Origin of the sequence: Streptomyces sp. LUP47B, from assembly GCF_001746295.1 — a bacterium.
Classification (GTDB): Bacteria; Actinomycetota; Actinomycetes; order Streptomycetales; family Streptomycetaceae; genus Streptomyces.
The window spans coordinates 308,592-330,934 of record NZ_MJAH01000015.1 but is presented as its reverse complement, the minus strand read 5'-3'; the positions used below and the strand labels follow the sequence as shown (position 1 = coordinate 330,934).

19 protein-coding genes and 1 tRNA gene are annotated in these 22,343 nt (G+C 71.2%); 12 read left to right on the top strand and 8 right to left on the bottom strand.

Translation table 11 applies throughout. From position 1 onward, the window contains the following. The first annotated feature begins 211 nt into the window (after positions 1–211). The 4 genes from BFN33_RS36970 (at position 212) to BFN33_RS36955 (ending at position 4,303) form a co-directional block, all read left to right on the top strand. On the top strand, positions 212–1,138 hold the full coding sequence (locus BFN33_RS36970) for a metallophosphoesterase (RefSeq protein WP_069764558.1): 927 nt from the start codon (positions 212–214) through the stop codon (positions 1,136–1,138). A 95-nt stretch (positions 1,139–1,233) separates the two neighbouring features. Then, on the top strand, positions 1,234–2,019 hold the full coding sequence (locus BFN33_RS36965; protein WP_069764557.1) for a Pr6Pr family membrane protein: 786 nt from the start codon (positions 1,234–1,236) through the stop codon (positions 2,017–2,019). Between the two features lie 34 nt (positions 2,020–2,053). Next, a tRNA-Pro gene (locus tag BFN33_RS36960) sits at positions 2,054–2,127 on the top strand. A gap of 934 nt (positions 2,128–3,061) precedes the next feature. Beyond that, positions 3,062–4,303 carry a PP2C family protein-serine/threonine phosphatase gene (locus tag BFN33_RS36955; protein ID WP_069764556.1) on the top strand — a complete coding sequence of 414 codons (1,242 nt, stop codon included), beginning with the start codon at positions 3,062–3,064 and terminating at the stop codon, positions 4,301–4,303. Positions 4,304–4,541: 238 nt separating this feature from the next. Here BFN33_RS36955 and BFN33_RS36950 read toward each other — a convergent pair whose 3' ends face one another. Both BFN33_RS36950 and BFN33_RS36945 read right to left on the bottom strand, forming a co-directional pair. Then, positions 4,542–5,330 (bottom strand): hemolysin III family protein, encoded by a 789-nt coding sequence (locus BFN33_RS36950; RefSeq protein WP_176742546.1) that lies wholly within the window; start codon positions 5,328–5,330, stop codon positions 4,542–4,544. 59 nt (positions 5,331–5,389) lie between these two features. Beyond that, the gene (locus tag BFN33_RS36945; protein ID WP_069764554.1) at positions 5,390–5,722 is read right to left on the bottom strand and encodes a helix-turn-helix domain-containing protein; all 333 of its coding nucleotides are present in this window, start codon (positions 5,720–5,722) and stop codon (positions 5,390–5,392) included. Between the two features lie 1,058 nt (positions 5,723–6,780). On the opposite strand from BFN33_RS36945, the gene BFN33_RS36940 reads away from it, so the two are divergent. The 4 genes from BFN33_RS36940 to BFN33_RS36925 all read left to right on the top strand — a co-directional run bounded on the left by BFN33_RS36940 (position 6,781) and on the right by BFN33_RS36925 (position 8,615). Then, on the top strand, positions 6,781–7,041 hold the full coding sequence (locus BFN33_RS36940; protein ID WP_057612314.1) for a hypothetical protein: 261 nt from the start codon (positions 6,781–6,783) through the stop codon (positions 7,039–7,041). 199 nt (positions 7,042–7,240) lie between these two features. Then, positions 7,241–7,588 (top strand): hypothetical protein, encoded by a 348-nt coding sequence (locus tag BFN33_RS36935; protein ID WP_069764553.1) that lies wholly within the window; start codon positions 7,241–7,243, stop codon positions 7,586–7,588. A gap of 39 nt (positions 7,589–7,627) precedes the next feature. Beyond that, positions 7,628–8,332: a DUF5994 family protein gene (locus BFN33_RS36930; RefSeq protein ID WP_069764552.1), complete on the top strand. Its 705-nt coding sequence runs from the start codon at positions 7,628–7,630 to the stop codon at positions 8,330–8,332. A gap of 10 nt (positions 8,333–8,342) precedes the next feature. After that, on the top strand, positions 8,343–8,615 hold the full coding sequence (locus tag BFN33_RS36925) for a hypothetical protein (RefSeq protein WP_069764551.1): 273 nt from the start codon (positions 8,343–8,345) through the stop codon (positions 8,613–8,615). A 9-nt stretch (positions 8,616–8,624) separates the two neighbouring features. Here BFN33_RS36925 and BFN33_RS36920 read toward each other — a convergent pair whose 3' ends face one another. The 3 genes from BFN33_RS36920 to BFN33_RS36910 are packed head-to-tail and all read right to left on the bottom strand — an operon-like array spanning position 8,625 to position 10,701. After that, positions 8,625–9,128, bottom strand: a complete 504-nt coding sequence (locus BFN33_RS36920) for a hypothetical protein (RefSeq protein WP_069764550.1) — start codon at positions 9,126–9,128, stop codon at positions 8,625–8,627. After that, positions 9,125–10,375 carry a putative T7SS-secreted protein gene (locus tag BFN33_RS36915; protein WP_069764549.1) on the bottom strand — a complete coding sequence of 417 codons (1,251 nt, stop codon included), beginning with the start codon at positions 10,373–10,375 and terminating at the stop codon, positions 9,125–9,127. Before BFN33_RS36915 ends, BFN33_RS36920 begins: the two co-directional genes overlap by 4 nt. After that, positions 10,375–10,701 carry a hypothetical protein gene (locus BFN33_RS36910; protein WP_069764548.1) on the bottom strand — a complete coding sequence of 109 codons (327 nt, stop codon included), beginning with the start codon at positions 10,699–10,701 and terminating at the stop codon, positions 10,375–10,377. The genes BFN33_RS36915 and BFN33_RS36910 overlap by 1 nt, the downstream gene beginning before the upstream one ends. A gap of 120 nt (positions 10,702–10,821) precedes the next feature. Between BFN33_RS36910 and BFN33_RS36905 the strand changes: the two genes are divergently transcribed. Beyond that, positions 10,822–11,052: a hypothetical protein gene (locus tag BFN33_RS36905; protein ID WP_176742554.1), complete on the top strand. Its 231-nt coding sequence runs from the start codon at positions 10,822–10,824 to the stop codon at positions 11,050–11,052. Positions 11,053–11,064: 12 nt separating this feature from the next. On the opposite strand, the gene mgtA is transcribed toward BFN33_RS36905, so the two are convergent. Then, complete coding sequence (gene mgtA, locus BFN33_RS36900; RefSeq protein ID WP_069764547.1) at positions 11,065–13,644, bottom strand: magnesium-translocating P-type ATPase; 2,580 nt, start codon at positions 13,642–13,644, stop codon at positions 11,065–11,067. Positions 13,645–15,013: 1,369 nt separating this feature from the next. Next, complete coding sequence (locus BFN33_RS36895) at positions 15,014–15,373, bottom strand: metalloregulator ArsR/SmtB family transcription factor (RefSeq protein WP_069764546.1); 360 nt, start codon at positions 15,371–15,373, stop codon at positions 15,014–15,016. 352 nt (positions 15,374–15,725) lie between these two features. Here BFN33_RS36895 and BFN33_RS36890 point away from each other — a divergent pair, with 352 nt between their 5' ends. Further along, positions 15,726–19,742, top strand: coding sequence for an AAA family ATPase (locus tag BFN33_RS36890; protein WP_069764545.1), 4,017 nt, complete (start codon positions 15,726–15,728; stop codon positions 19,740–19,742). 273 nt (positions 19,743–20,015) lie between these two features. Continuing rightward, positions 20,016–20,177 (top strand): hypothetical protein, encoded by a 162-nt coding sequence (locus tag BFN33_RS55630; RefSeq protein WP_176742545.1) that lies wholly within the window; start codon positions 20,016–20,018, stop codon positions 20,175–20,177. A gap of 196 nt (positions 20,178–20,373) precedes the next feature. On the opposite strand, the gene BFN33_RS36885 is transcribed toward BFN33_RS55630, so the two are convergent. Continuing rightward, positions 20,374–21,591: an amidohydrolase family protein gene (locus BFN33_RS36885; protein WP_069764544.1), complete on the bottom strand. Its 1,218-nt coding sequence runs from the start codon at positions 21,589–21,591 to the stop codon at positions 20,374–20,376. Positions 21,592–21,899: 308 nt separating this feature from the next. Between BFN33_RS36885 and BFN33_RS53395 the strand changes: the two genes are divergently transcribed. After that, entirely contained in the window at positions 21,900–22,343 is a 444-nt protein-coding gene (locus BFN33_RS53395; protein WP_176742544.1) for a hypothetical protein, read from the top strand.

The window sequence follows — 22,343 nt, the reverse complement described above, 5'->3', positions numbered from 1 at the left end:
TTGTAGGGAGGCCGGGGGCACTCGGGGCTCTACCGGGGCGGCGGGCGGCCGGGGCTCTACGGGGCGGCGGGCACCTGGCTCTATGGACGGCGGGCGCCCCCGCGCTACGGGTTGGCGGGCACCCGGCTCTWTGGAACGGCGGACGCCCCGGCGCTACGGGGCGGCGGGGCGCCCGGTCAAGGATGCCTTGGTGATCTGACACGATGGAGACATGCGCGCGCGATACGGAGTTCCTTTGGGGATCGCGGCGGTTGGCGCCGCCGGTCTCGTCTACTCGGCTGGTTTCGAAACCCGTTCCTTCCGGCTGCGACGAGTGACGGTCCCCGTCCTGCCGCCCGGCATGCGCCCGTTGCGGGTGCTCCAGGTCTCCGACATCCACATGGTGGGCGGCCAGCGCAAGAAGCAGCGCTGGCTGCGCTCGCTGGCGGGCCTGCGCCCGGACTTCGTGATCAACACGGGCGACAACCTGTCCGACCCGGAGGGCGTACCCGAGGTCCTGGACGCGCTGGGCCCGCTGATGGAGTTCCCGGGCGCGTACGTCTTCGGCTCCAACGACTACTACGGCCCCACGTTCCGTAACCCTGCCCGCTACCTGTACGAGAAGGCCCAGGGCCGCCACGGCCTGAACGGCAACGCGGCCGCCGTAGGGGTCATCCACAACCCGTGGGAGAACCTGCGGGACGGTTTCGAGGCGGCGGGCTGGCAGAACCTCACGAACACGCGCGGCATGCTGAAGATCGAGGGCGTGTCGGTGGAGCTGACGGGCCTGGACGACCCGCACATCAAGCGGGACCGTTACGCGGAGGTGGCCGGCGGCCCGTCGGACGCGGCCGACTTCTCCATGGGGGTCGTACACGCCCCGTATCTCCGCGCCCTGGACGCCTTCACGGCCGACGGCTACCCGCTGATCCTCGCCGGCCACACTCACGGCGGCCAGCTCTGCCTCCCCTTCTACGGCGCCTTCGTCACCAACTGCGACCTGGACACGGACCGCGTGAAGGGTCTGTCCACGCACGAGGCGGAGGGCCGCAGGTCGTACCTGCACGTGTCGGCGGGATGCGGGACGAGCCGCTATACGCCGGTGCGGTTCGCCTGCCCGCCCGAGGTGACGCTGCTGACGCTGGTGGGCCGGGAGTAGGGGCCGGCGGCCGTACGACTGAGGCCGTGCGGGGAGATTAACCCGCACGGCTCGCCCGTATCGCCCCTTTTGCCGGTTCTGCCTAACGTGAGGGCATGACCGCGCCGATACCGAGGGACATGCCGGACCTCCCCGCAGTCCCGGGCATGCCCGCATTCCTGCGCTCCCCCGTCCCCGCCAGGGCGGTGGTGGCTCCCGTACGCCATCCCGTGGCCGCCGTCTACCGCGTACTGGTGGCCTTGACGGCCGCGGCGGCCGTGACCATCGAAGTGCTCCTGAGCAGCCTTGTCCGCACGCTGAGCCACTTCTCGATCCAGAGCACGATCCTGCTGGCGGTAGTGCTCCTGCTGTCGGCCCGCAGGGCGTGGACCGCCCGCCGCCCCCTGCCGTCATCCGTGACAGGCGCGGCCCTCCTCTACGTCACGATCACGGCCCTGGTGTACCACCTGCTGCTGGCGAACGCGTCGAGCCCCTTCCCCCTGACGGGCGCGGCGGCGAACCCGACGGGCTGGCACGCGGTGACCACCCACGTCCTCAACACCGTGATCCCCGCGGCGGCACTGGCGGACTGGCTCCTGCTGACGGCCCCCGGCCGCCTGCACCTGCGCCAGGCGGCCACGTGGCTGCTGTACCCCCTGGCGTACCTGCTGTTCTCCTTCACCCGAGGCGAACTGATCCCTCCGGGCACGGGCGGCCGCTACCTGTACCCCTTCCTGGACGTGGACCTCCACGGTTACAAGAACGTCCTCGGCAACGCCCTCCTCCTCGGCCTCTCCTTCTACGCCCTCGCGATCCTGCTGATCGCCCTCGACCACGCCCGCCCGAACCCCATCCGCCACCGCGGCAAAACCGGATTTCGTCTCAAGCCACCGGTGGGCTAAAGTAAACGACGTCGCCGCGACGAGCAGCGACGATCGGGGTGTAGCGCAGCTTGGCAGCGCGCTTCGTTCGGGACGAAGAGGTCGTGGGTTCAAATCCCGCCACCCCGACAGCTGAAACACCAGGTCAGGGGCCTGATCCGTGAAAGCGGATCCGGCCCTTGAGTGGTTTCAGGGGCCCCTTGGGAGAAATCTGGGACCCTCCATGCGCGGCTTGTGCGTGTGGCGTAGCCCGTGGGGTGTGAGCCCCTTCGCGATCGGCATCCAACAAATGTCAGCCCTCGCCCCTGCTCCCCTCCCCCGCGCTGGGGCACAGGGCCGGCCGTGGTGGAGGCCGTGATGCGTGCACCGCTCCGCGAGAACCGCGAGACACCGGATGCCCGAAGTGTGCAACAGGCATAGCATCAAAGCGGGTCGGCGCCCTCTCGCGTGCGACCGGTCCGGAAGTGCGACCCCGGTGTGCATAGGCCGGGGTCGTTGAAGCATGGCGGACGCGGCCCGCCCAGCAGGGCGTGATCGTTGCGCCGATGTCCGGAGTGGTGCGGCCACGGCGTCGTGGACCCGACATGGCGCAGGGTCGGCATTCTGGAAACGGTCTGCGCGAACAACCGCGACCGACCACCCGACCACGGCCACGTCCGGTGGCCCGGACCTGGCCCGCTGGCCGGTCGGCTTCCCCCTGTCTCCGTCGGCCCAAGCCCCTTGTGGTGAACGGAATTCGGGGGCGACATGCTGCCCATGGCGCAATCGGCTCGTTGGACCGGTCGGCGATGCGAGCCTGTGCCGGTCGACGGCGTCGTCGCACGCTGATCGCGGTTGCCTGCTGGTGGATCCGAGAGGGGCAGGGTGTGCGTTGCTACGGGCAACGCGCCGGGATACGTCGTCGGGACACATCGTCGGGGTGCCGGCGGCGCCGTTCCGGCCGCCACCGCCGCGCATCGGCTGTGGTGAAACGAGTCCGGGGCACCGGGCCACCCGGCGAACGCCGCGTGGAAGCAGTCAGCCCGCCGAGTCCCATGTCAGAGGACGAAGGGAAGCAGAAGCTATGACGGACCGTGGGCGTAGGCCGGACAGGGTCGGGGTGGACCGGTCCGAGGGGTTCGGCGAACGGCTGCTCGGGGTGCTGCTGGACCGCGCACACGAGATGCCGCCGGAGTTGATCGCCCCGCTCGTCGCGGAAGAGGTGGCCAGGGTCGGGGGGCGGGAGGTCTCCATCCTCCTGCAGGACTACGAACAGGTGCTGCTGGTGCCGCTGCCGGGCCGGCGGCTGAAGGTCGGCGGCCCCGAGCCGGTCGAGGGCTCCCCCGCCGGCGAGGCGTTCCTGAGCCGCAGACCGGTGGAGGTGCCGAAGGACGGCAGTGTGCGGATGTACCTGCCGCTGCTGGACGGAAGCGACCAGATCGGGGTGATGGCCGTCACCCTGGACCGCGTCGATGACCACGACCGGCGACTGCTGCGCAGACTCGCCGGTCTGGTCGCGGACATGATCGTCACCAAGGACGCCTATACCGACCAGTTCTTCCAGGCCCGCCGCAGCGCCCCGATGAGCGTGGCCGCGGAGATCCAGTGGTCGTTGCTGCCCCCGCTGTCGATGACGATTCCGCAGGTCGAGGTGGCCGGGATCCTGGAGCCCGCCTACGACGTGGCCGGCGACAGTTTCGACTACGCCCTCAACGGCGACATCCTGCACATGGCCATGATCGACGCGATGGGCCACGGGCTGGACGCGGCGACCATGGCGACGGTGGCCATCGGCGCCTATCGCCACACGCGGCGGGCCCACACCGATCTGTCCCAGGTGTACGCGTTCATGGACAGGGCCATCAACGAGCAGTTCGGCCCCGACCACTTCGTCACCGCTCAGATGATGATTCTGGACATCACCACCGGCCGACTGCAGTGGGTCAACGCAGGCCACCCGGCCCCGTTTCTGATCCGGGACCGCACCGTGGTGGACCGGCTGGAGAGCCCGACAACGTTGCCGGTCGGCTTCGGCGGTGAGGAGCCGGTGGTCAGCGAGCGGATGCTGCGCCCCGGCGACCGGTTGCTGTGCTTCACCGACGGCCTCATCGAGGAGCACTACACCGGCGGGGAACAGTTCGGCGAGGATCAGCTCGTCGAATGGACCAACCGGATCCTCCGCGAGCGTACGGAGGTACGGGCGGTCGTGCGAGCGCTCTCCCACGCCCTGAAACACCAACGCGGCGGCACCACGACCGACGACGCGACCATCTTCCTCGTCGAGTGGCGAGGCGGCGACGCCGATCACCTCGCCACCCTCGACTGAGCGCGACGATGCACCGGCTCCCTCACTGAGGAAATGGGTGCGGAAATGGGTGCGGAAATGCATTGGAAAGGGGGTGGCGGCCGATGAGACGCACCCTGGCCTTGTCGGGCCGCGGTCGGCAGCCGTGACCGGGCAGGACTTTATGGTCGTCGAACCGTTCGAGGCCCGCCAGTGACGTGAGGAACGGGTCAGGCCCGTGGCATCTGTGCCGGAGAGGTGGACCTGCCTCCGCACGCGGTCATGTGGATGCCAGGAGGATGGCCGCGTAGTGCGCGGTGAATGCCGCGATGGTCAGGGCGTGGAAGACCTCGTGGAAGCCGAACCAGGCGGGCGAGGGGTCGGGGCGCTTGAGTCCGTAGACGACGGCGCCCGCGGTGTAGAGCAGACCGCCGGCGATGACGAGTACGACGACCGCGGTGCCGCCGGTGCGTGCGAAGTCGGGCAGGTTGAAGACGGCGACCCAGCCCAGCGCGATGTAGGACGGGGTGTACAGCCACCGGGGAGCCCCGATCCACAGGATGCGGAAGGCGATGCCGGCCAGGGCACCCGCCCACACCACGGCCAGCAGCACCCGCTGCTGGCCCGCGGGCAGCAGCAGTACCGCCAGCGGGGTGTAGGTGCCGGCGATGATCAGGAAGATGTTCGCGTGGTCCAGCCGCCGCAGGACCGCCTCCCCGCGCGGGCCCCAGGTTCCGCGGTGGTAGACCCCGCTGGTGCCGAACAGCAGACAGGCCGACAGGGCGTACACCGAGCAGGCCGCCACTGCCGCCGCCGAGCGCGAGACAGCGATCAGGACGATGCCGCCGACCAGAGCCAGGGGGAACACGCCGGCGTGCAGCCAGCCCCGCATCCTCGGCTTCAGCGCAGCCGCCACACGCTCCGCCCCGCCTTGCAGGCCGGCGGCAGCCGCCCGGCCGGTTAGGCCGGCGGGCCCATCGACCGCGGGCCGCAGGTCGTCGGGAGTGGTGCCGGGGCGAGGCTGGGGATCGCGCCCGTGTGCCGGCGGCTGAGTGTCTTCGGCGGTCATGCACTCGTATTCTGAAATTGACGGATCAGCGCGGCCTGCCACTCGCTGCGGGCTGCGGGTCAGATGCCGACCGCGTGCTGGGAGGCGGCGCGGCGGTACTCGGCGTTGATGCGCTGGGCTTCTTCGAGCTGGTCTTCGAGGATGATGATGCGGCAGGCAGCCTCGATGGGGGTGCCGTGGTCGACGAGTTCCCGGGCGCGGGCGGCGATCCGCAGCTGATAGCGGGAGTAGCGGCGATGTCCGCCCTCGGAGCGGAGCGGGGTGATGAGGCGGGCTTCGCCGAGGGCGCGGAGGAAGCTGGGGGTGGTGCCGAGCATCTCGGCAGCTCGGCCCATGGTGTAGGCGGGGTAATCGTCGTCGTCGAGACGGCCGAAGGAATCGTCTGCTGTCATCTCACCTCTCTGCGGAACGCGTGGAGGGGTCCTGGTGCCGTACGGCACCAGGACCCCGAAGGAACTGCTACACCATCTGCCGGCCCTGGTACTGCGCCGGCCTTCTGTTTCCGCGGACCCGACCGAGATGCTGTCGGGGCTGCTGGGATCGCTGTTGCCTGACCGGAGACCACCTCACTGTCGATGTCCTGCGGTACCCGGACTCAAGACTTCCGCCCGGGCGATCCTGATGGCGCTCGGCTCCTCCGTTCTTCCCTCTGAACCAATCACTTGCCAAACGGGTACTGCGTACTGCTGCACTGCTGGTACTGCTTCCCGATGCGCGCGCCCACAGCCGACGCCTTCACCGAGGTACCGCTGACTTCACTGCTGCGTACTGCGAATGGCGGCCCCTGATCACCGCGGGCCACCCGGTCCGGTCGTCAGCCCCGTCGCCGTCCTGCAGCAACCCTGGCTTCGGAACTCCACCACCGCACCGTCCTGCGCACTGCAACTACATACCGCTGCCCGGCAGTTCGTGTCTGCCGGGCCCTTCTGTCTCTCTGGGCTACGAGAGAAACCATAACCATGGCGGCACTCAATGTCTACTCCAGCCAGCATAGATTTTCGCGCGCTCTACGGTGAGGTAATCCGCCTCGAACGGCGATGGACGCGATGGACGCGATGATGAGCGGCACCGTCCCGACCGCCCGCTCCGCTCCTTCCGTCGCGGGTGTGCGCGGTAGCGCCCGGCACTTCCTCGAAGGTCTCGTACCGGCGACTGCAGTCGAGGCTGCGGACACCGTGGGGTCCTGGTCGCACCGGCCAGGCCCGCCGACGGTGCCGGGCTCGTGGTCTCTCGATAAAAGGCCTGCTCACAAGCACGGACCGGCTCTCCCGGGGCCGCCGAGCGGCGTAGAGTGAAACGAGCCGGGAGTACTTCGCATACCGCCGCCCACGTCGGGACAGGTCCGCGTCATGACCGCGACCGTCGAACCTACGATGATCGATGATCGAAGAGCACCTGCCATCGGCCCCGGGCCGGCTGCCCATGGTCAACAGAGCTGCAAGGGGTCGCCATGAAGTCACCGGAACTGCCGTCGGCCGGGCACGCGGAGGTTCGTATCGTCGCCGCGGATCCTGAGGCGGCTCGTCATGTCGCGGAGATTCTCCGCGGTTGTTTCGCCACCACCGAAGCGCGCAGCTACCCCGCGGGCGCTGACGGCGGAACACGTCTCCAGCTCACCGTGGACACCACGCGCATCGCGGAGCCGGTGCGCTCCTGGCTGTTGACCAGCCAGTCCTCCCGGGACGATCACACGCAGCCGGACGACATGTGAGGAGATGCCCCTGACACCGCACAAGCAGCAGCATTACCGTGAGGCGAACTCCGACAGTGAGGCCTGCCATGACCGTTTCACGGACCATCAGAAACCAGGCGCAGACGATGACGAGCGGGATCACGGAAGTCTCCGGAAGCCTGAAGCAGGCTGTCCAGAGGACCAAGGACACCTTCAGGCGGAACGGAAGCGGCCCTCGATGATGTACGACCAGACACGCGCCCAGCAGCCTGAGGACCAACCCCGGGGTCGCGCCGAACGCCGCGCCGCGGGCCCGGAGCCGCTGCTCCCGTCGGCCGAACGGGACACGATCGCCGTACGCCTCGGGCACGCCCTCAACACTTTCGCCGACACCCCGCTCGAGGCGCTGGAAGAGGCCGAGAGCGCCTTCGACGAAGCCACCGCCCAGCTCGTCAGCGCCCTCGCGGAACGGCGACGTGTCCTGCGGGCCGGCTGGCAGGACCAGGACCCCGACACGCAGTCCGACGAACTCCGTCACGCGCTTAGGCAGTACCGGGAGATGACCCAGCGCCTGCTCCACCTCTAGGCAGCCACTACTCCGCGTCGCGGCGGGGCGCGGAGTAGTGTGGAACGTACCGAGGGCATGCCGCACATCGGCTTTCACGCCGGGTCGTTCTCGGCGAGAGATGAAACCCGGGCCGCCGCAGAGGCGGCCCGGAGACGGGTCCGCATCATGTCGGCGACCTTGTATCCCGCCCTGCCGCACCCCGGGCCCCTCGCAGCCCCGGCCGCGCGTCTCGCCCTGAAGACCGACGGCGCATCGCGAGGGCTCCTGGACGGTGCCTGGTGGCCCCGCTCCCGGGATCTGCTGAGCGAACTGCCCGCGCTGACCGATGTGTTGGACCCCTTGTGGGGCCGCATCACGCGCATCGCCGTCAACCCGAAGTACTGGCCAGTCATCCCCCGCCGGGTTCCCGTGGGCGGGCATGTCGTCAGGGTCGGCTGGTTCACCCCGGAAATCGACCCGCACAAGCTGCTGCTGCTCTCCTACGGCACCGGCCGCTGGGACCTGCTGATCATCCCGCCGGAGACCGGGGCGGAGTCGGCGGCCCGGCTGATGGCTGCCGCGTCCGACCACGACGGCCCGCCCCTGACCGCGAGCGCGCTCATCGCCGCGGAGGCGGCCCGGCACGGCGTCGCCGCGGCCGAGGAGCCACTGGAGCCGGACGAGGCATGGGAGTACGAAGGCGGCGCCTCCGCCGCGTTCACGGCCGTCCCCCGACAGCCCGATCGGGCCGGTCTGCCCAGCCGCCTGATCGTCGGTATGTGAGGCGGCCGCCATGAACGCCTTCCTGACAGTCGCCGCCTTCATCGTCCTCATCGCGGCCGCGGCATACGTGATCCACCGGCTCAACATCGAGCACGCCGGCAGAATCGCCGTGCACCGGTACAGCACGCCCCTGCCCCGCCGCAGCGGACGCGTCACCCCGCAGCCCCCGGTGGGACCTCGGTCCGAGTCGCCGACCGCCGGCGAACGGCGGGACCATCGCGACGGGGGGCGTGGCCGCTTCCCGCCGCGCCGCCACCGCAGCCGTACTGCTCACCACGGGTGACCGGCTGCGCTAGCCGAACACCGACGGCACCGGAGACGTCCAGAACGTCACCGTCGGACCGTAGGCGCCGTCCTCCTCGTCGCTCACCTCGACCGTGATCTCGCGGTCGGGGTAGCGCGTGGAGAGGATGCCCTGCCAGGACTCTCCCAGGGCCAGGGCGAGTTGGGGGAGTTCTTCGCCGAGGTGGTCGTCGTCCGTGAGGGGGGTGTTGTTGAACACCGACCAGAGTTCGACGTGGTTGGCCACCGCCTCGATGCGTTCGCGGTCGCCGTCCAGCGTGGTGAACCAGTTGTCGATGTTGTCCTGGGTGAAGCGGTCCTTGAGGAACACACAGCCCCGGTACTCGACCGTCTCGGGGCAGAACAGCCAGGCCGCCGCCAGGACGAAGCGCAGGCCGCCCTCGAAGTCGAGGTAGTTGGCCGGGGTGAGTTCCTCGTCCTTCCAGTCCGCGCGCCACCGGGTGAAGAACGCCGGCGGCTTCCGGTCGGACCACGACGGCCTGGTGCTGCTCACGGAATCTCCCAGGGGAACGCGGCGCGCACGTCGTTCGAGGGGCGCACGAAGACCTCGCCGGTCTTCGGGTTGGTGTTACGCACGTACTCTACGACGTGCGGTGTGTCCACCCCGCCGTGCGGACGGCCCTCCAGGTCCACGCGCTTGACCGCGCGGCCCTCGGAGTCGTACGTCGTGTAGTTGGTGACTTTTCCGGTCTGCGGGTCCGTCTTGTAGAGGGTGCCGTCCTTGGGACCGTTCTCCACCGGCAGGTTGTTCCCGGCGCGACCGCCGGTGCCCTGGTACTGCCGGCCGTTCTTGATCAGGTCGGAGGCGGGCTGCTGGGTGGAGCCGCCGGTTCCCGAGCCCTCGCTGTTCATCCGGAGGGGTTCGACCTTGGAGTCGTTCGTGGCGTGCTGCGCCAGGTCCACCGCGCCGGCGCCCGCGAGGCCGACACCGGTGGCGATCCCGGCGGCGGAGACGACGTTGAGCGGTACGCCTGCGACCGCTCCGACGCCCGTGGCGTCCAGGGCCACGCCGAGTCCTTCGCCCCCGGCGCTGACTCCGGCCAGCAGCATGCCGCCGAGCATCGCCGCGCTGTCGCCCGGATGCTGGACCATGGCGTTCCCGAAGGAGGCGAGGTCGTTGACGACGGTCTTGCCGCCGTCCAGCAGGTCCTCACCCACATCGCCGAAGAAGTCGCCGACCTTGGACCAGAATCCCGGGCGCTCGGGGGCGGCCTCCGTGGCCTTCTTCACCAGCGCGGCCGCGGTGTGTCCCGCGCTGTCCACGTTTCCGCGAGCCGTCTCGAGCGTCCCGCGGGCGGCGGCACGGTCGGCCTCGCCGGGATCGTGGAAGGGGATCTCGGTGGTGTCCCCCTTGCCGCGCGCCTCGTCGACCTGCTGGTCGTGGGCGTTCTTGGCGGTCGCGGTGGCCGACTGCCCGCGCGCGTACTGGGAGATGGCCTCGCCCGCACGCTGCTGGCCCGCGCGCAGGGCGGCGATGTAGTCGTAGACGGCGTTCGCGGCGGCGTGGAAGTTGTTACCCGCCTCGACCCATCGGGCCGGCTGACCGTGGAAACGGTCACGGAAGGCGTCACCGGCCTCGCCGCTCCAGCCGTTCTCCGTGTCGATCTTCGCTAGTCCTTCGCCGGCCTCGATGAGGACGTCGCCGTAGGCGAGCAGGGACTGCGCGGTGGCGGTCAGGGCGTCCGGTGCGCCGGGGACGAGCTCGCGGGGGTCCGACGTCTCGCCGAGCCCGGCCGCCATCAGGACGCCCCCGGGTCGGTTCCGGACGAGGACTTCAGAATGCCCTCGGCCGAGAGCTGGATGTGCTGCTCGGCCGCCTCGTAGCTCTGGACGCAGTGGTTCAGCCGGTCGGAGACCTCCGCGCCGTCGGTGGCGAGGTGGGAGACGCCGATGTTCCACCGGTCGGTGAAGTCGACGACCGCCCCGGCCAGTTCATCGTGCCCGAAGGCGTCCTTGGGAGCGTCGATGTCGCTCACCTTCTTGGTGGCCATCGCGTCCAGGGTGGTGCTGACCCCGGAGGCGGCCTTGCGAAGCGCGTCGAGGTCCACGGAGAACCCGTCCGCCATGCTCAACACCCTCTCCTCGCTCAGTGCTTGGAGGGTAGCAACGGGCCCCGTGACCCAAAGAGGGCACGGATCGGATGATTGCGCAAGCTTTAAACTGTCGGCGTGGAAGCAACGGAGACAGTGGAGACGGCCGACGTGACCGGTTGGGAAGTCGCCGTTCTCGAGGGCGGACCGGCCGATGGGTTGCGGGTCAAGGTTGCCGATCGGCCGCGGGTGGTGCAGGTGACGTATCCCTGCCGGGCCGACGGAGCGCCGCCCGGAGTGCGGGTGGAGGGGGTCTACGTCTACCGGCTCGATCACGGGGTGACGGACGAACCCCTGCGGTACGGGTTCGACATCGCCTGTCCCTGAGGCCCCTCAGTCTCAGGATTGCGCAACTGTGGCTGACGAGACGCGCTCGTGGCGCGTCCTCGCCGCCGTCAGGCCTACGGCGTACAAGGCCAGTACGGCAGCGAGCAGTCCGTAGTACACCCCGGGCAGGGGACTCAGGCCCAGGGCCGAGCCCAGAGGGGACGCGGGGAGCAGCAGACCGATTCCGGCCAGTCCGGCGGCCGACCAGGTCACCGGGCCCGGCCGCCTGCCACCCTTGCCGCCTCTGCCGCCTCTGCCGCCTCTGCCGAAGGACAGCAGGACCATCACCACCGCTTGCGTCAGCAGGTTCTCCGTGAACCAACCCGAGTGGAACAGCGCCTCGTCGTCGCCCGGGCCCCGCAGCGCGAACGCCAGGGCACCGAAGGTCGCCAGGTCCGCCACCGCGTTCAGCGCGCCGAATCCGACGATGAACCGGAGCAGCGCCCGGGGGTCCAGAACGCTCGGCCGGCGCACGGCGGACGGGGCGGGACGGTCGTGGGCGAAGGCCAGTTGGGCCGCGTCGAAGCACAGGTTCTGGACGAGGACCTGGGCCGGGAGCATCGGCAGGAAGGGCAGGAGCAGGCCCGCGGAGAGCATCGCGATCACGTTGCCGAGGTTGGAGGAGAGCGTGATGCGCAGATACGTGGCGATGTTGCCGCCCGCGTGACGGCCGGCGGCGACCGCGTGGCCGATCGCGGTGAGGTCCTTCCCGGCGAGGACCAGGTCCGCGTTCTCCCTGGTCACCCCGGCCGCGTCGCGTGGGGCGATGCCCACGTCGGCGGTGCGCAGGGCGGGCAGGTCGTTGACGCCGTCGCCGAGGAAGCCGACCGTGTGGCCGCCGGCCTGGAGGGCCCGGGCGATCCGGGTCTTGTGCTCGGGGGTGCAGCGCGCGAAGACGGTCGTACGGCGGGCCAGTTCGGTGAGTTCGGGGTCGGTGAGGGTGTCGAGGCGGTCGGCGGAAAGGACACCGGCCACCGGGACCCCCAGATCACGGCAGGCCCGGACCGCGGTGCCCGGGTGGTCCCCGGTGAGGACCTTGACGTTGACGCCCCGTGCGGCGAGCCCGGCGAGGGCCTCGGCGGCGGTGGGGGCGAGGTCGTCCCGGAGGGTGACCAGGCCGCGGAAGGTGAGGCCGCGTTCCTGGGGGCGGTCTCCGGCGGGGCGTTCGGTGGCGGCGACCGCGAGGACGCGCAGTCCGTCGGCGGCCTGTGCGTCGGCCAGGCCGCGCAGGCGGGAGCGCTCGTCGTCGGGCAGGGCACAGCGTTGCAATACGGCTTCCACGGCGCCCTTGGTGATCTGGGTGTGCGTGCCGAGCCGGCCGGGGGTGCGGACGATCACGGTGGCCAGGCGGCGGGCCGGGTCGAAGGGGCGGGCCGTGATGCCGTCGTACGACGTGAGGGCGTCCTCGTCGGCGGCCGCGAGCAGCGCCTCGTCCAGGGCGTCGGGGGCCGGGAGGTCGGCGAGCTGGAGCGACCACCAGGCGGCGGCCGCCGCCCAGCGCAGTACCTCGGGGTCGTCGTGGCCCTCGGTGTCCAGGGCGCGATGGACGACCGGGCGGTCCTGGGTGAGAGTGCCGGTCTTGTCCACGCACAGGACGTCCATGGCGCCGATGTCGTGCAGGGCGGGGAGCCGGCGCACGATGACGCCGTGGGTACGGGCGAGGAGCGCGGCGCCACGGGCCAGGCAGGTGGTGACGAGGACCGGCAGCATCTCCGGGGTCAGACCGACCGCCACCGCGACGGCGAAGGGGAGCGTCTCCAGGCCGCGGCCGCGGAGGGCGGCGTTGGCCATGAGCACCAGGGGCGGGGTCAGCAGGGCGAAGCGGATCAGGATCCAGGAGACGCCCTGGACGGAGCGTTCGAAGGTGGTCGCCGGGGGTTTTCCGGTACGGCGGTGGGCGGCGGCGAAACGGGTGTCGCCGCCGGTCGCGGTGACCACGGCGGTGGCGCTGCCGGACGCGACGCTGCCGCCTTGGAAGCAGAGCCGGGGGTCCTGGAAGACGCCGTCGTCCCCGGGGGCCTCGACCGCGGACTTGTCCACCGGTGTGGACTCTCCGGTGAGTGCGGCTTGGTGGACCGTGAGTCCGGTCGACCGCAGCAGTCGTACGTCCGCGGGGATCAGGTCGCCGGGGCCGAGCCGTACGACGTCGCCGAGGACGAGTTCCTCGACCGGGATCTCGCGGGTGACCGGGGCCGCGTCCTCGTACACCCGGCGCTGGACCGTGACGGTGGTCGCCACCAGGCGGCGGAGTCCTGCCGTGGAGCGGGCGGCCCGGTGTTCGCCGGAGGCGCGCAGGACGCAGCTCACGACGACGAGCAGGAGGATCACCGAGGCGGTGCCCCAGGCGAAGACGGCGGCCGACACCAGTCCCAGACAGAGCAGCACCGCGGTGAACGGGTCACGCACGCTGCGGACGAACAGGCGGGGCCAGGACAGGTCCCGGGTGTCCGGAACCGTGTTCTCCCCGAACCGCGTCAGCCGCTCCGCCGCCTGCGCCTCGGTCAGCCCTCGCGGTCCGGTGTCGAGTCGGCGGAAGACTTCGAGGAGGCCGGCGGGGGGAGCGGCGGGGCCGGGGCCAGTGCGGGGGCCCATGCGGGAATCGGGGTCGGCTGGGCCGCCGTCGTCCGCGTCCGCGCTGTCAACAGGAGGGACGGCGCGAAGGACGGGAGGGGCGGGCGAGGGGGACGCGGCAGTGGTGCCAGGGGCCACCGGAAGTGCGGGGGCCGCGGGTGCGCGGGGTGAAGGGTCGGGAGCAGCGGGGTCGCCCGTCGGGAACGTCCGAAGAACAGGCACGGGGGGCGAAGAGCCGGCGGCAGCGGGGGTGCCCGTCGATCCGCCCCACAGAGCAGGCGCGGGGGGCGGAGGATCGGGAGCAGGGTCATCCGACAGCCCGACCTCAAGATCAGGCGCGGAGGGCGGAGGATCGGGAGCAACAGGGTCACCCGACAGCCCGACCTCAAGCACAGGCACAGGGGGCGGAGGATCGGCAGCAGCGGGATCACCCGTCAGCCCGACCCCAGCAGGATCACGCGACGGCCCGCCACCAAGAACACTCGCGGGCGTCGGAGCATCGGCGGCAACCGGGCCACCCCTCAGCCCCACCCCAAGACCACGCGCGCGAGGCGGAAGATCGGGAGCAACAGGGTCACCCGACGGCCCGACCCCAAGCACAGGCGCAGGAGGCGGAGGGTCGGCAGCAGCGCCATCACGCGACGACCCGCCATCAAGAACACGCGCGGGCGTCGCAGCGTCGACGGCCACCGGGTCACCCCTCAGCACGACCCCAAGACCACGCGCGCGGGTCGGAGGATCGGCGGCAGCAGGATCACCCGTCAGCCCGACCCCAAGCACAGGCGCAGGCGTAGGCGGGCCTGGAGCGAAGGCTCCCGGTGTCGGTCCGGTCGGACCCGCAGGCGCAGCCGGGTCAGCCGGGCCAGTCGTCGCCCGACCTGGAACAGCAGACGTAGACAACGGCCCGTCCACCGCACCGGGCACAGACGCCCGCCCCGCGGAACCTTCGGACCCGGACGACAGCCGCCCCTCACCAACAGACGACGCCCCGCCCGGCCCACCACTCTCCGACAGCCGCCCAGCGGAACCAGCGGCCCCAGGCGACAGCCGCCCCTCAGCAGCAGACGCCGGCCCACCCTCCACACCACTCGCCGACACCCGCCCAACCGAGCCGGCGGCCCCAGGCGACGACCGCCCCCCACCAACAGACGCCCGCCCAGCGCGACCAACAGACCCGGACGACGACCGCCCGTCAGCAACAGAAGCCGCCCCGCCACGCCCAGACCTCGAGTCACCCGGAACAACGGACGCAGACGCAGACACAGACGCAGAAGAACCGTCGGCTTCGGATATCGGCCCACCCGGAACGGCACCCCCAGTCACCGCCCCGTCCGACGCAGCAGGCGCGGTCGACGGCGGGCCTCCGTCCTCCCCTCGCGCCTCCGGCTCCTCAGACACCGGCCTCGCGCAGTCGGTCCGGGACTCCCGAGGAGGTTTCCCGGGCCGTGAGCTGGCCGACCATGACGCGGACCACCGTCACGATGTCGGGGTCGTCGACGTAGTAGACCTGCCGTCGGCCCTCACGGCGGGAGCGGACGAGCCCGGCGAGTTTCAGCTTGGCCAGGTGCTGGCTGACCGCGGGCAGCGCGCCGCCGACCCGGTCGGCGAGGTGGGTGACATCGCTCTCGCCCTGGGACAGCGCCCACATGATGTGCAGCCGGGCGGCGGACGCGAGGAGTCCGAACACCGCGGCCGCCTCGGCGAGCACCTCCGACGACGGGTCCTGGAAACCGCCGACGATCTTCGCCACAGCCCTCTCCCGTCACATGGAAACGTTCGCCCAAGTGTAGGGGCGGCGCAGTGATCGTCCCGCTTCGTCCGGTACCGGTCCCTCCCCTCGTGGGGACCGGTACCGGAGGAAGCGAGTGACCTGTGGACGGAAATTGACCGAGAACGTACGGCGCGCTGGGTGGAATGCGGGGCACCGGGCTGGTGGCCTGTCCTGGCGTCGCCCGATGGTTGAGCCGCAGGTCATGATCCTGCCAGCCAGGGGGCCCACAGAGGAGGTTCCGGTGCCGGAAGCGGTGCGTTACCGCAGGTCAGCCGTATAAAGTGACTTTTCCGGTCCGGATTCAACCGCGAGGGAAGTAAGGGGTGGAACCTTGAGTTCCGACTCAGGGGCACGCACGGCCTTCGCGGAACGTCTCGCCCTGCTGTACCGAGAGGCGGGAAATCCGCCCCTCAAGCGGGTGTCGGAAGGCGTCGGCCGGCTCCAGCGTGTGGACGAGCGGGGGCGCCCCGTCCGGGTGTCCGCGCAGCGGATCAGCGACTGGCGGCGGGCCCGGAACGTGCCCGCTCAGTTCACCGCCCTCGCGGCCGTGCTGCACATCCTCATTCCCGAAGCACGGCGTATCAGTCCCACCCCCGTCTCCGCCGGTCTGTACGACCTCGGCCAGTGGCAGCGGCTGTGGGAGCGCGCGCTGGCTCCGGACGAGGACGAGGGGCCCCAGCCGGAGGCCCCCGCCGGGGTCTGCCCGTACCGGGGTCTGGCCTCCTACCGGCAGGAGGACGCCCGCTGGTTCTTCGGCCGGGAGCGGAGCACGCAGGCACTCGTCAAGCTTCTGGCCTCGGCGGCCGAGACCGGCACGGGCGGTCTGGTGATGCTCGTGGGCGCCTCGGGCGCGGGCAAGTCCTCCCTGCTCAACGCCGGTCTGGTGACGGCCCTGGAGGAGGGCGCGCTCGACGGCGACGGCGAGTCCGGCGACCGCCCCATCCTCCAGCTCGTGCCGGGCGCCGACCCGCTCGCGGAACTGACCCGCCGTATACCCGGGCTGGAAGCCGTTGTGACCGGCACAGACGACGCAGACGGCGCGGACGGCGCGGAAGCTCACGGACCCGACCATCCTCCTGAATTCGCGCCCGCCGTCCGGAAAGCGGTCGCCTCGTGGGCTCAGCGCGAGGCCGCCAACGCCCGGCCGGTGGTGATCGTGGATCAGTTCGAGGAGGCGTTCACGCTCTGCTCGGACGAGACGGCCAGGCGTACGTTCGTCCAGGTCCTGCACGCCGCCTGCACGCCCGCCGGCCCGGACGAGGCCGCGCCCGCCCTCGTGCTCCTCGGCATCCGCGCCGACTTCTACGAGCGCTGCCTCGACCATCCCGAGCTGGCCGACGCGCTCCAGCACCGCCACATGGTGCTCGGACCGCTGACCGGCGGGGAGCTGCGCGAGGCGGTGACCGGTCCGGCCCGGGCCGTGGGCCTGGAGCTGGAACCGGGGCTCGCGGAGCTGATCATCCGCGAGGTGGGCGCCGATGGTCCGCGCGGTGGGGGCACCTCCCACGCCTTCCGGGCCGTGGGCGAGCACGGCGCGGGCATGCTGCCGCTGCTCTCGCACGCCCTGCTCTCCACCTGGCAGCGCCGCAAGGCGGGCCGGCTGACCCTGGCCGGCTATCGCGCGGCCGGTGGCATCCAGGGCGCGGTCGCGGCGACCGCCGAGCGGGCCTGGTCCGCTCTGGACCCGGCGGCGCGTACGGCGGCCCGGCTGCTGCTGCTCCGCCTCGTACGCCTGGGCGAGGACACCCAGGCCACCCGCAGGCGCGGCACCCGGCGCCGGCTGACCGCGGAGTCGACGGACCCCGGCAAGACGGAGGAGTCCCTCGAAGCGCTGGTGCGGGCCCGGCTGGTGACGCTGGACGCGGAGACCGTGGAGATCACCCACGAGGCCCTGCTGACGGCCTGGCCGCGGCTGCGCGAGTGGATCGACGACGACCGCAGCGACCATCTGCTGCGCCAGCGCATCGAGGAGGACGGCCGCTCCTGGGAGGGCTCCAACCGCGACTCGTCGCTGCTGTACCGGGGGTCGCGGCTCGAACAGGCGCGGACCTGGGCGAAGTCCGCCGGGGACACCTACCTGACCCGCAGTGGTGTGGAGTTCCTGGCCGCCTCGGTCCGGCTGCGCCGGCGTACGGTCCTGATCGCCCGGAGCGCGGTGTCGGCCCTGGTGGTCCTCGCGATGGTGGCCGTCGGTTCGGCGGTGGTCGCCTGGCAGCAGCGCAACGACGCCGTGTTCGAGCAGGTCGTCGCGGAGGCGGACCGCGTCCAGTACACGGATCCGTCGCTGTCCGCCCGGATCGACCTGGTCGCACACGGCCTCAGGCCCGCCGACGAGGGCACCAACACCCGGCTCATCTCCATCGTCAACGCCCCGCTGGCCACCCCGCTCACCGGCCACACCGGGGCCGTCTACCTCACCTCGTTCAGCCCGGACGGCAAGCTCCTCGCCACCGCCGGCTACGACCGGACCGTGCGGCTGTGGGACGTCAGCGACCGGTCCCGCCCCAAGGCGCTGGGCAAGCCCCTCTCCGGCGGCACGAGCTGGGTGAGCAGCGCGGTCTTCAGCCCCGACGGCAGGACGCTGGCGAGCGCAGGCGACGACGGGACGATCCGGCGGTGGGACATCGGCGACCCGCGCTCGCCGAAGCCGCTCGGCGCTCCCCTGACCGGTCACCTCGGCACGATCTACCTGATCGCCTTCAGTCCGGACGGGCGCACCCTGGCCTCCGCCGGTGAGGACAGGACCGTACGGCTGTGGAACATGCGTGACGGGAAACAGCCTCCCGCGGAGCTCACCGGGGCCGGGGCCGCCGTACGGTCCGTGGCGTGGAGCCCGGACGGACACATGCTGGCAGCCGGGGGCGACGACCAGACGATCCGGCTGTGGAACACCACCGATCCGCGCAGGCCACGGCCGTACGAACGGGTCCTGTCCGGTCACACCGGCCTGGTGCACTCGGTCGCCTTCAGCCCGGACGGCACCGTGCTCGCCAGCGGCAGCGCGGACAACAGCGTCCGGCTGTGGGACGTGAGCGAACCGGCCGATCCGCGTCCTGTCGGCTCGCCGCTCACCGGGCACACCGGTCCCATCTGGTCCGTGGCCTTCAGCCCGAACGGGAGCATGCTCGCCGCCGCCAGCGCGGACAGCACGGCGAGCTTGTGGAACATCACCGATCCGGCGTACCCCTCGCAGATCGGGGAGCCCCTCGCCGGCAGCAGCGGGGAGATGTACGCGCTGGGCTTCAGCCCCGACGGCCGGACCCTCGCCACCGGCAGCGGCGACAGCAAGGTGCGCCTGTGGTCGATCCCGGCCGGAGACCTGGTGGGCAGCAGCGGGGCGTTCCGGCGGGACGGCGAGGTGCTCGCCACGTCCGGGCGGGACGGGCGGATCCGGCTGTGGAACGTGACGGACCCGGCCCGGCCGGTGGCCCTGGGCAAGCCGTTCACACCCGTGGCGCGCGATCCGGACTCCCAGGTGCTCTTCTCCCCCGACGGCCGCACCCTCGCGGTGCTCACCACCGGCCGGGTCCACCTGTGGAACGTCACCGACCCGGCCCACCCCGTCCCCTACGGTCCGGCACTCGTCCTGCGCTCCCGTTTCATGGGTCCGGACGCACTCGCGTTCAGCCCGGACGGACGCACCCTGGCCACCGCTTACGACAGCCGCAACCTTCAGCTGTGGGACGTCACCGACCCGGCCCACCCGGTCTCCCACGGCCCGATCGCCGGCCACAAGGGGTACATCGACGGCCTTGCCTTCAGCCCGGACGGCCGGACCCTGGCCAGTGGCAGCGCCGACGGCACGATCCGGCTGTGGAAGGTGACGGACCCGGCCCGGCCGACCTCGCTCCGCGAGCCGCTCACCGGGCACACCGGGCCCGTCAACGTGCTCGCCTTCAGCCCGGACGGGCACACCCTGGCCAGCGGCGGCAACGACGACACGGTCCGGCTGTGGGACGTGACCGACCCCGCGCACGCCGAGCAGACGGGCGCGGCACTCACCGGGCACACCGAGGCGGTCGCGTCGCTGACGTACAGCCGTGACGGCACCACGCTGGCGAGCGGCGGCAACGACAACACGGTCCGGCTCTGGGACGTGGCCGACCCGTCCGAGGCCGGCCCCATCGGGCAGTCGATGAGCCCCAGCGCCAAGACCGGCAGCTTCCTCTCCTTCAGCCCCGACAGCCGCATGCTCGGGGTCTCCAGCGGCGGGGACACCATCCGGCTGTGGGACCTGGACGTCGACGACGCGATCAGCCGTATCTGCGCCACGACGTCGAACGTTCTGACCCGCCGGGCCTGGGAGGAGTACCTGCCGCGGCTCTCGTACGATCCTCCGTGCGACTGAGGCGCATCACGTGATCCCGATCACAACTCCTCCCCGCAGCCGAGCAGTCCGCTCCCGCTGTTCCTGCGGCCTTGTTAGTCTTGGCCACAGCCCGACCGCTGGTGCATCCCCCGTCGCCAGCGGTCGGGTCTTTTCATGCCCTTCCCTGCCGACTGCCTACGCCTCACGTCCGGACGGACGAGGTGCGCCCGCACGTCCCTGACGCCCGCGGATGACCCTCCATCAGCCCCCGCCCCGGCGGGCCATATCGCCCGCACCATCGCGCCCACGCACGTGACGGGGCCGTACGTGAAGGTCCTGCACGCCGGCGACCTGCTCACCCCGGGGCGCGGTCGCCCGGACCTGGCCGCGCTGGAGGCGGATCCCACACTCGGCCGGGCGACCTCACGGGCGCTGGACCGGCCGCCGGACGGCTTCCCCGTGGACCCCGAGTAGGGCTGGGCCGATCGGGGCGCCGTACTCGACCACTGGGCGGCGAACGACTTGCTCACGCGGGTGCACCCGGCGACCCTCCGCGTCCGCCTGGTACCCCTGCCGGCCTCCGAGACCGCCGGCCTCTGTACCGCAAGCAGGAAAGCCAGGCGGCCCACGTGGACACGGGCGCCGGACGCCTCGCGGTGGGCCTCCTGGCTCACTTGTCGAAGCCGAGCCCCAGCATCCGGATCGCGTTCCCCCGCAGCAGCTTGTAGGTCACTTCCTCGGACAGCCCGGCCACGTGCTCCCACGCGACCTTCTTGGTGTGCGGCCAGGTCGAGTCGACGTGTGGGTAGTCGGTCTCGAAGGTCGCGTTGTCCACGCCGACGGTCTCGATGGCCTCGATGCCGTGCTTGTCGCGGAAGAAGCAGCAGAAGATCTGCCGGTAGTAGTACGTCGACGGCGGCTCCGGGATCAGGTCCTTGACGCCGCCCCACGCCCGGTGCTCCTCCCAGACGTCGTCGGCGCGTTCCAGGGCGTACGGGATCCAGCCCATCTGGCCCTCGCTGTACGCCAGTTTGAGCCGCGGGAACTTCACCAGGACCCCGGAGAAGAGGAAGTCCATCATCGAGGCCATGGCGTTGTTGAAGGAGAGGGAGGCCTGCACGGCCGGCGGGGCGTCGGGGGACGCGGCCGGCATCTGGGAGCTGCTGCCGATGTGCATGTTGACGACCGTCCCGGTCTCCTCGCAGGCCGCGAAGAACGGGTCCCAGTAGCCGGAGTGGATCGACGGCAGCCCCAGGTGGGTCGGGATCTCGCTGAAGGTGACGGCCCGTACGCCCCGTGCGGCGTTGCGGTGGATCTCGGTGACCGCGAGGTCGATGTCCCACAGCGGGATGAGGCACAGCGGGATCAGCCGGCCCCCGCTGTCCCCGCACCACTCCTCGACCATCCAGTCGTTGTAGGCGCGCACACAGGCGAGCCCGACCTCCTTGTCCTTGGCCTCGGCGAAGGTCTGCCCGCAGAAGCGGGGGAAGGTGGGGAAGCAGAGGGATGCCTCGACATGGTTCATCTCCATGTCCGCCACGCGGGCCTTCGGATCCCAGCAGCCCCGCCGCATCTGTTCGCGGGTGATCCCGTCGAGGGTCATCTCGTCCCGCGAGAAGCCGACGGCCGCGATGATCCGCTTGTACGGGAAGAGGTCGCCCTCGTACTCCCACCAGTCCGTCATCTGACCCTCGGGGTCGGTGGTGAACCGGTACTTCCCGCCGACGTACGCGAGGTCCCCGATGCCGGCGGTGAGCGGCTTCGGCCCCCTGTCCCGGTACTTCGCCGGAAGCCAGGTCTCGAAGAGGTGCGCGGGCTCGATCACGTGATCGTCCACGCTGATGACTTTGGGGATGTCCCGGGTTCCGCTCTCGGTGGTGACGGCCATTGCCTGCCCCCTAGCCGGTATCTGATGGATCGTCAGATTGCAGGCTAGGGGGAGGTTCCCGCAGGGGCAAGGGCCGGGCGGGTGGGCGTGACGCCGACGCCTCCGCGGCAGCGCCCCGCGCTCGGAGGGGTTCGGAACTGCTGGCGACGTAGTGAGCGGGAGTCAGGCTTGAGTGAGTGACGGGGCCGGATGGGTGGGCCGGTCGTCTGCGGTGCGCCGGGGATCTTCGCTGCCGCCAGGGGGTGTCTGGGCTCGAGGCCCTGAGGGGAACGGGAGTACTGGGGGCGAACGGGTGACCTTTTCCGAGGTTGCTCGTTGACTGCCGTGAGAGGGGTCTTCGGCCTGGCGGGAGGGGAGCGGGTGGGCGGGCTGCGGGAGTTGGCGGCGTCGTTCGTGGTGCCCGACCCGTCCGGAGTGGCGATCCGGGACCGGCTGCGGGCGTCTGCGGCGGATGCGGCGGTGCTGGGCGAGGTCGGGGTGTTCCTGGGTTCGCTGGCGGCCGGGGATCTCCCATCGGGCGCTACCACGAGGACCCGGCCGGCGCCCTGGCCACCACCCGGCTCGTCTACGACACGCCGTCCCTGCGCGCCCGCCACCTGGAGAAACAGCACAGCTGGCGGCCCGCCCTGGCCGCTCGCGCCGGCGCCGCGCTGAACTGCCTGAACATCGCCCTGGAGTACTGGACGGCCTCCGACGGACGCCTCGACCTCGTCGCGCTGCTGGACGAGGCGTTCGCCTCGCTGAAGGGCTGA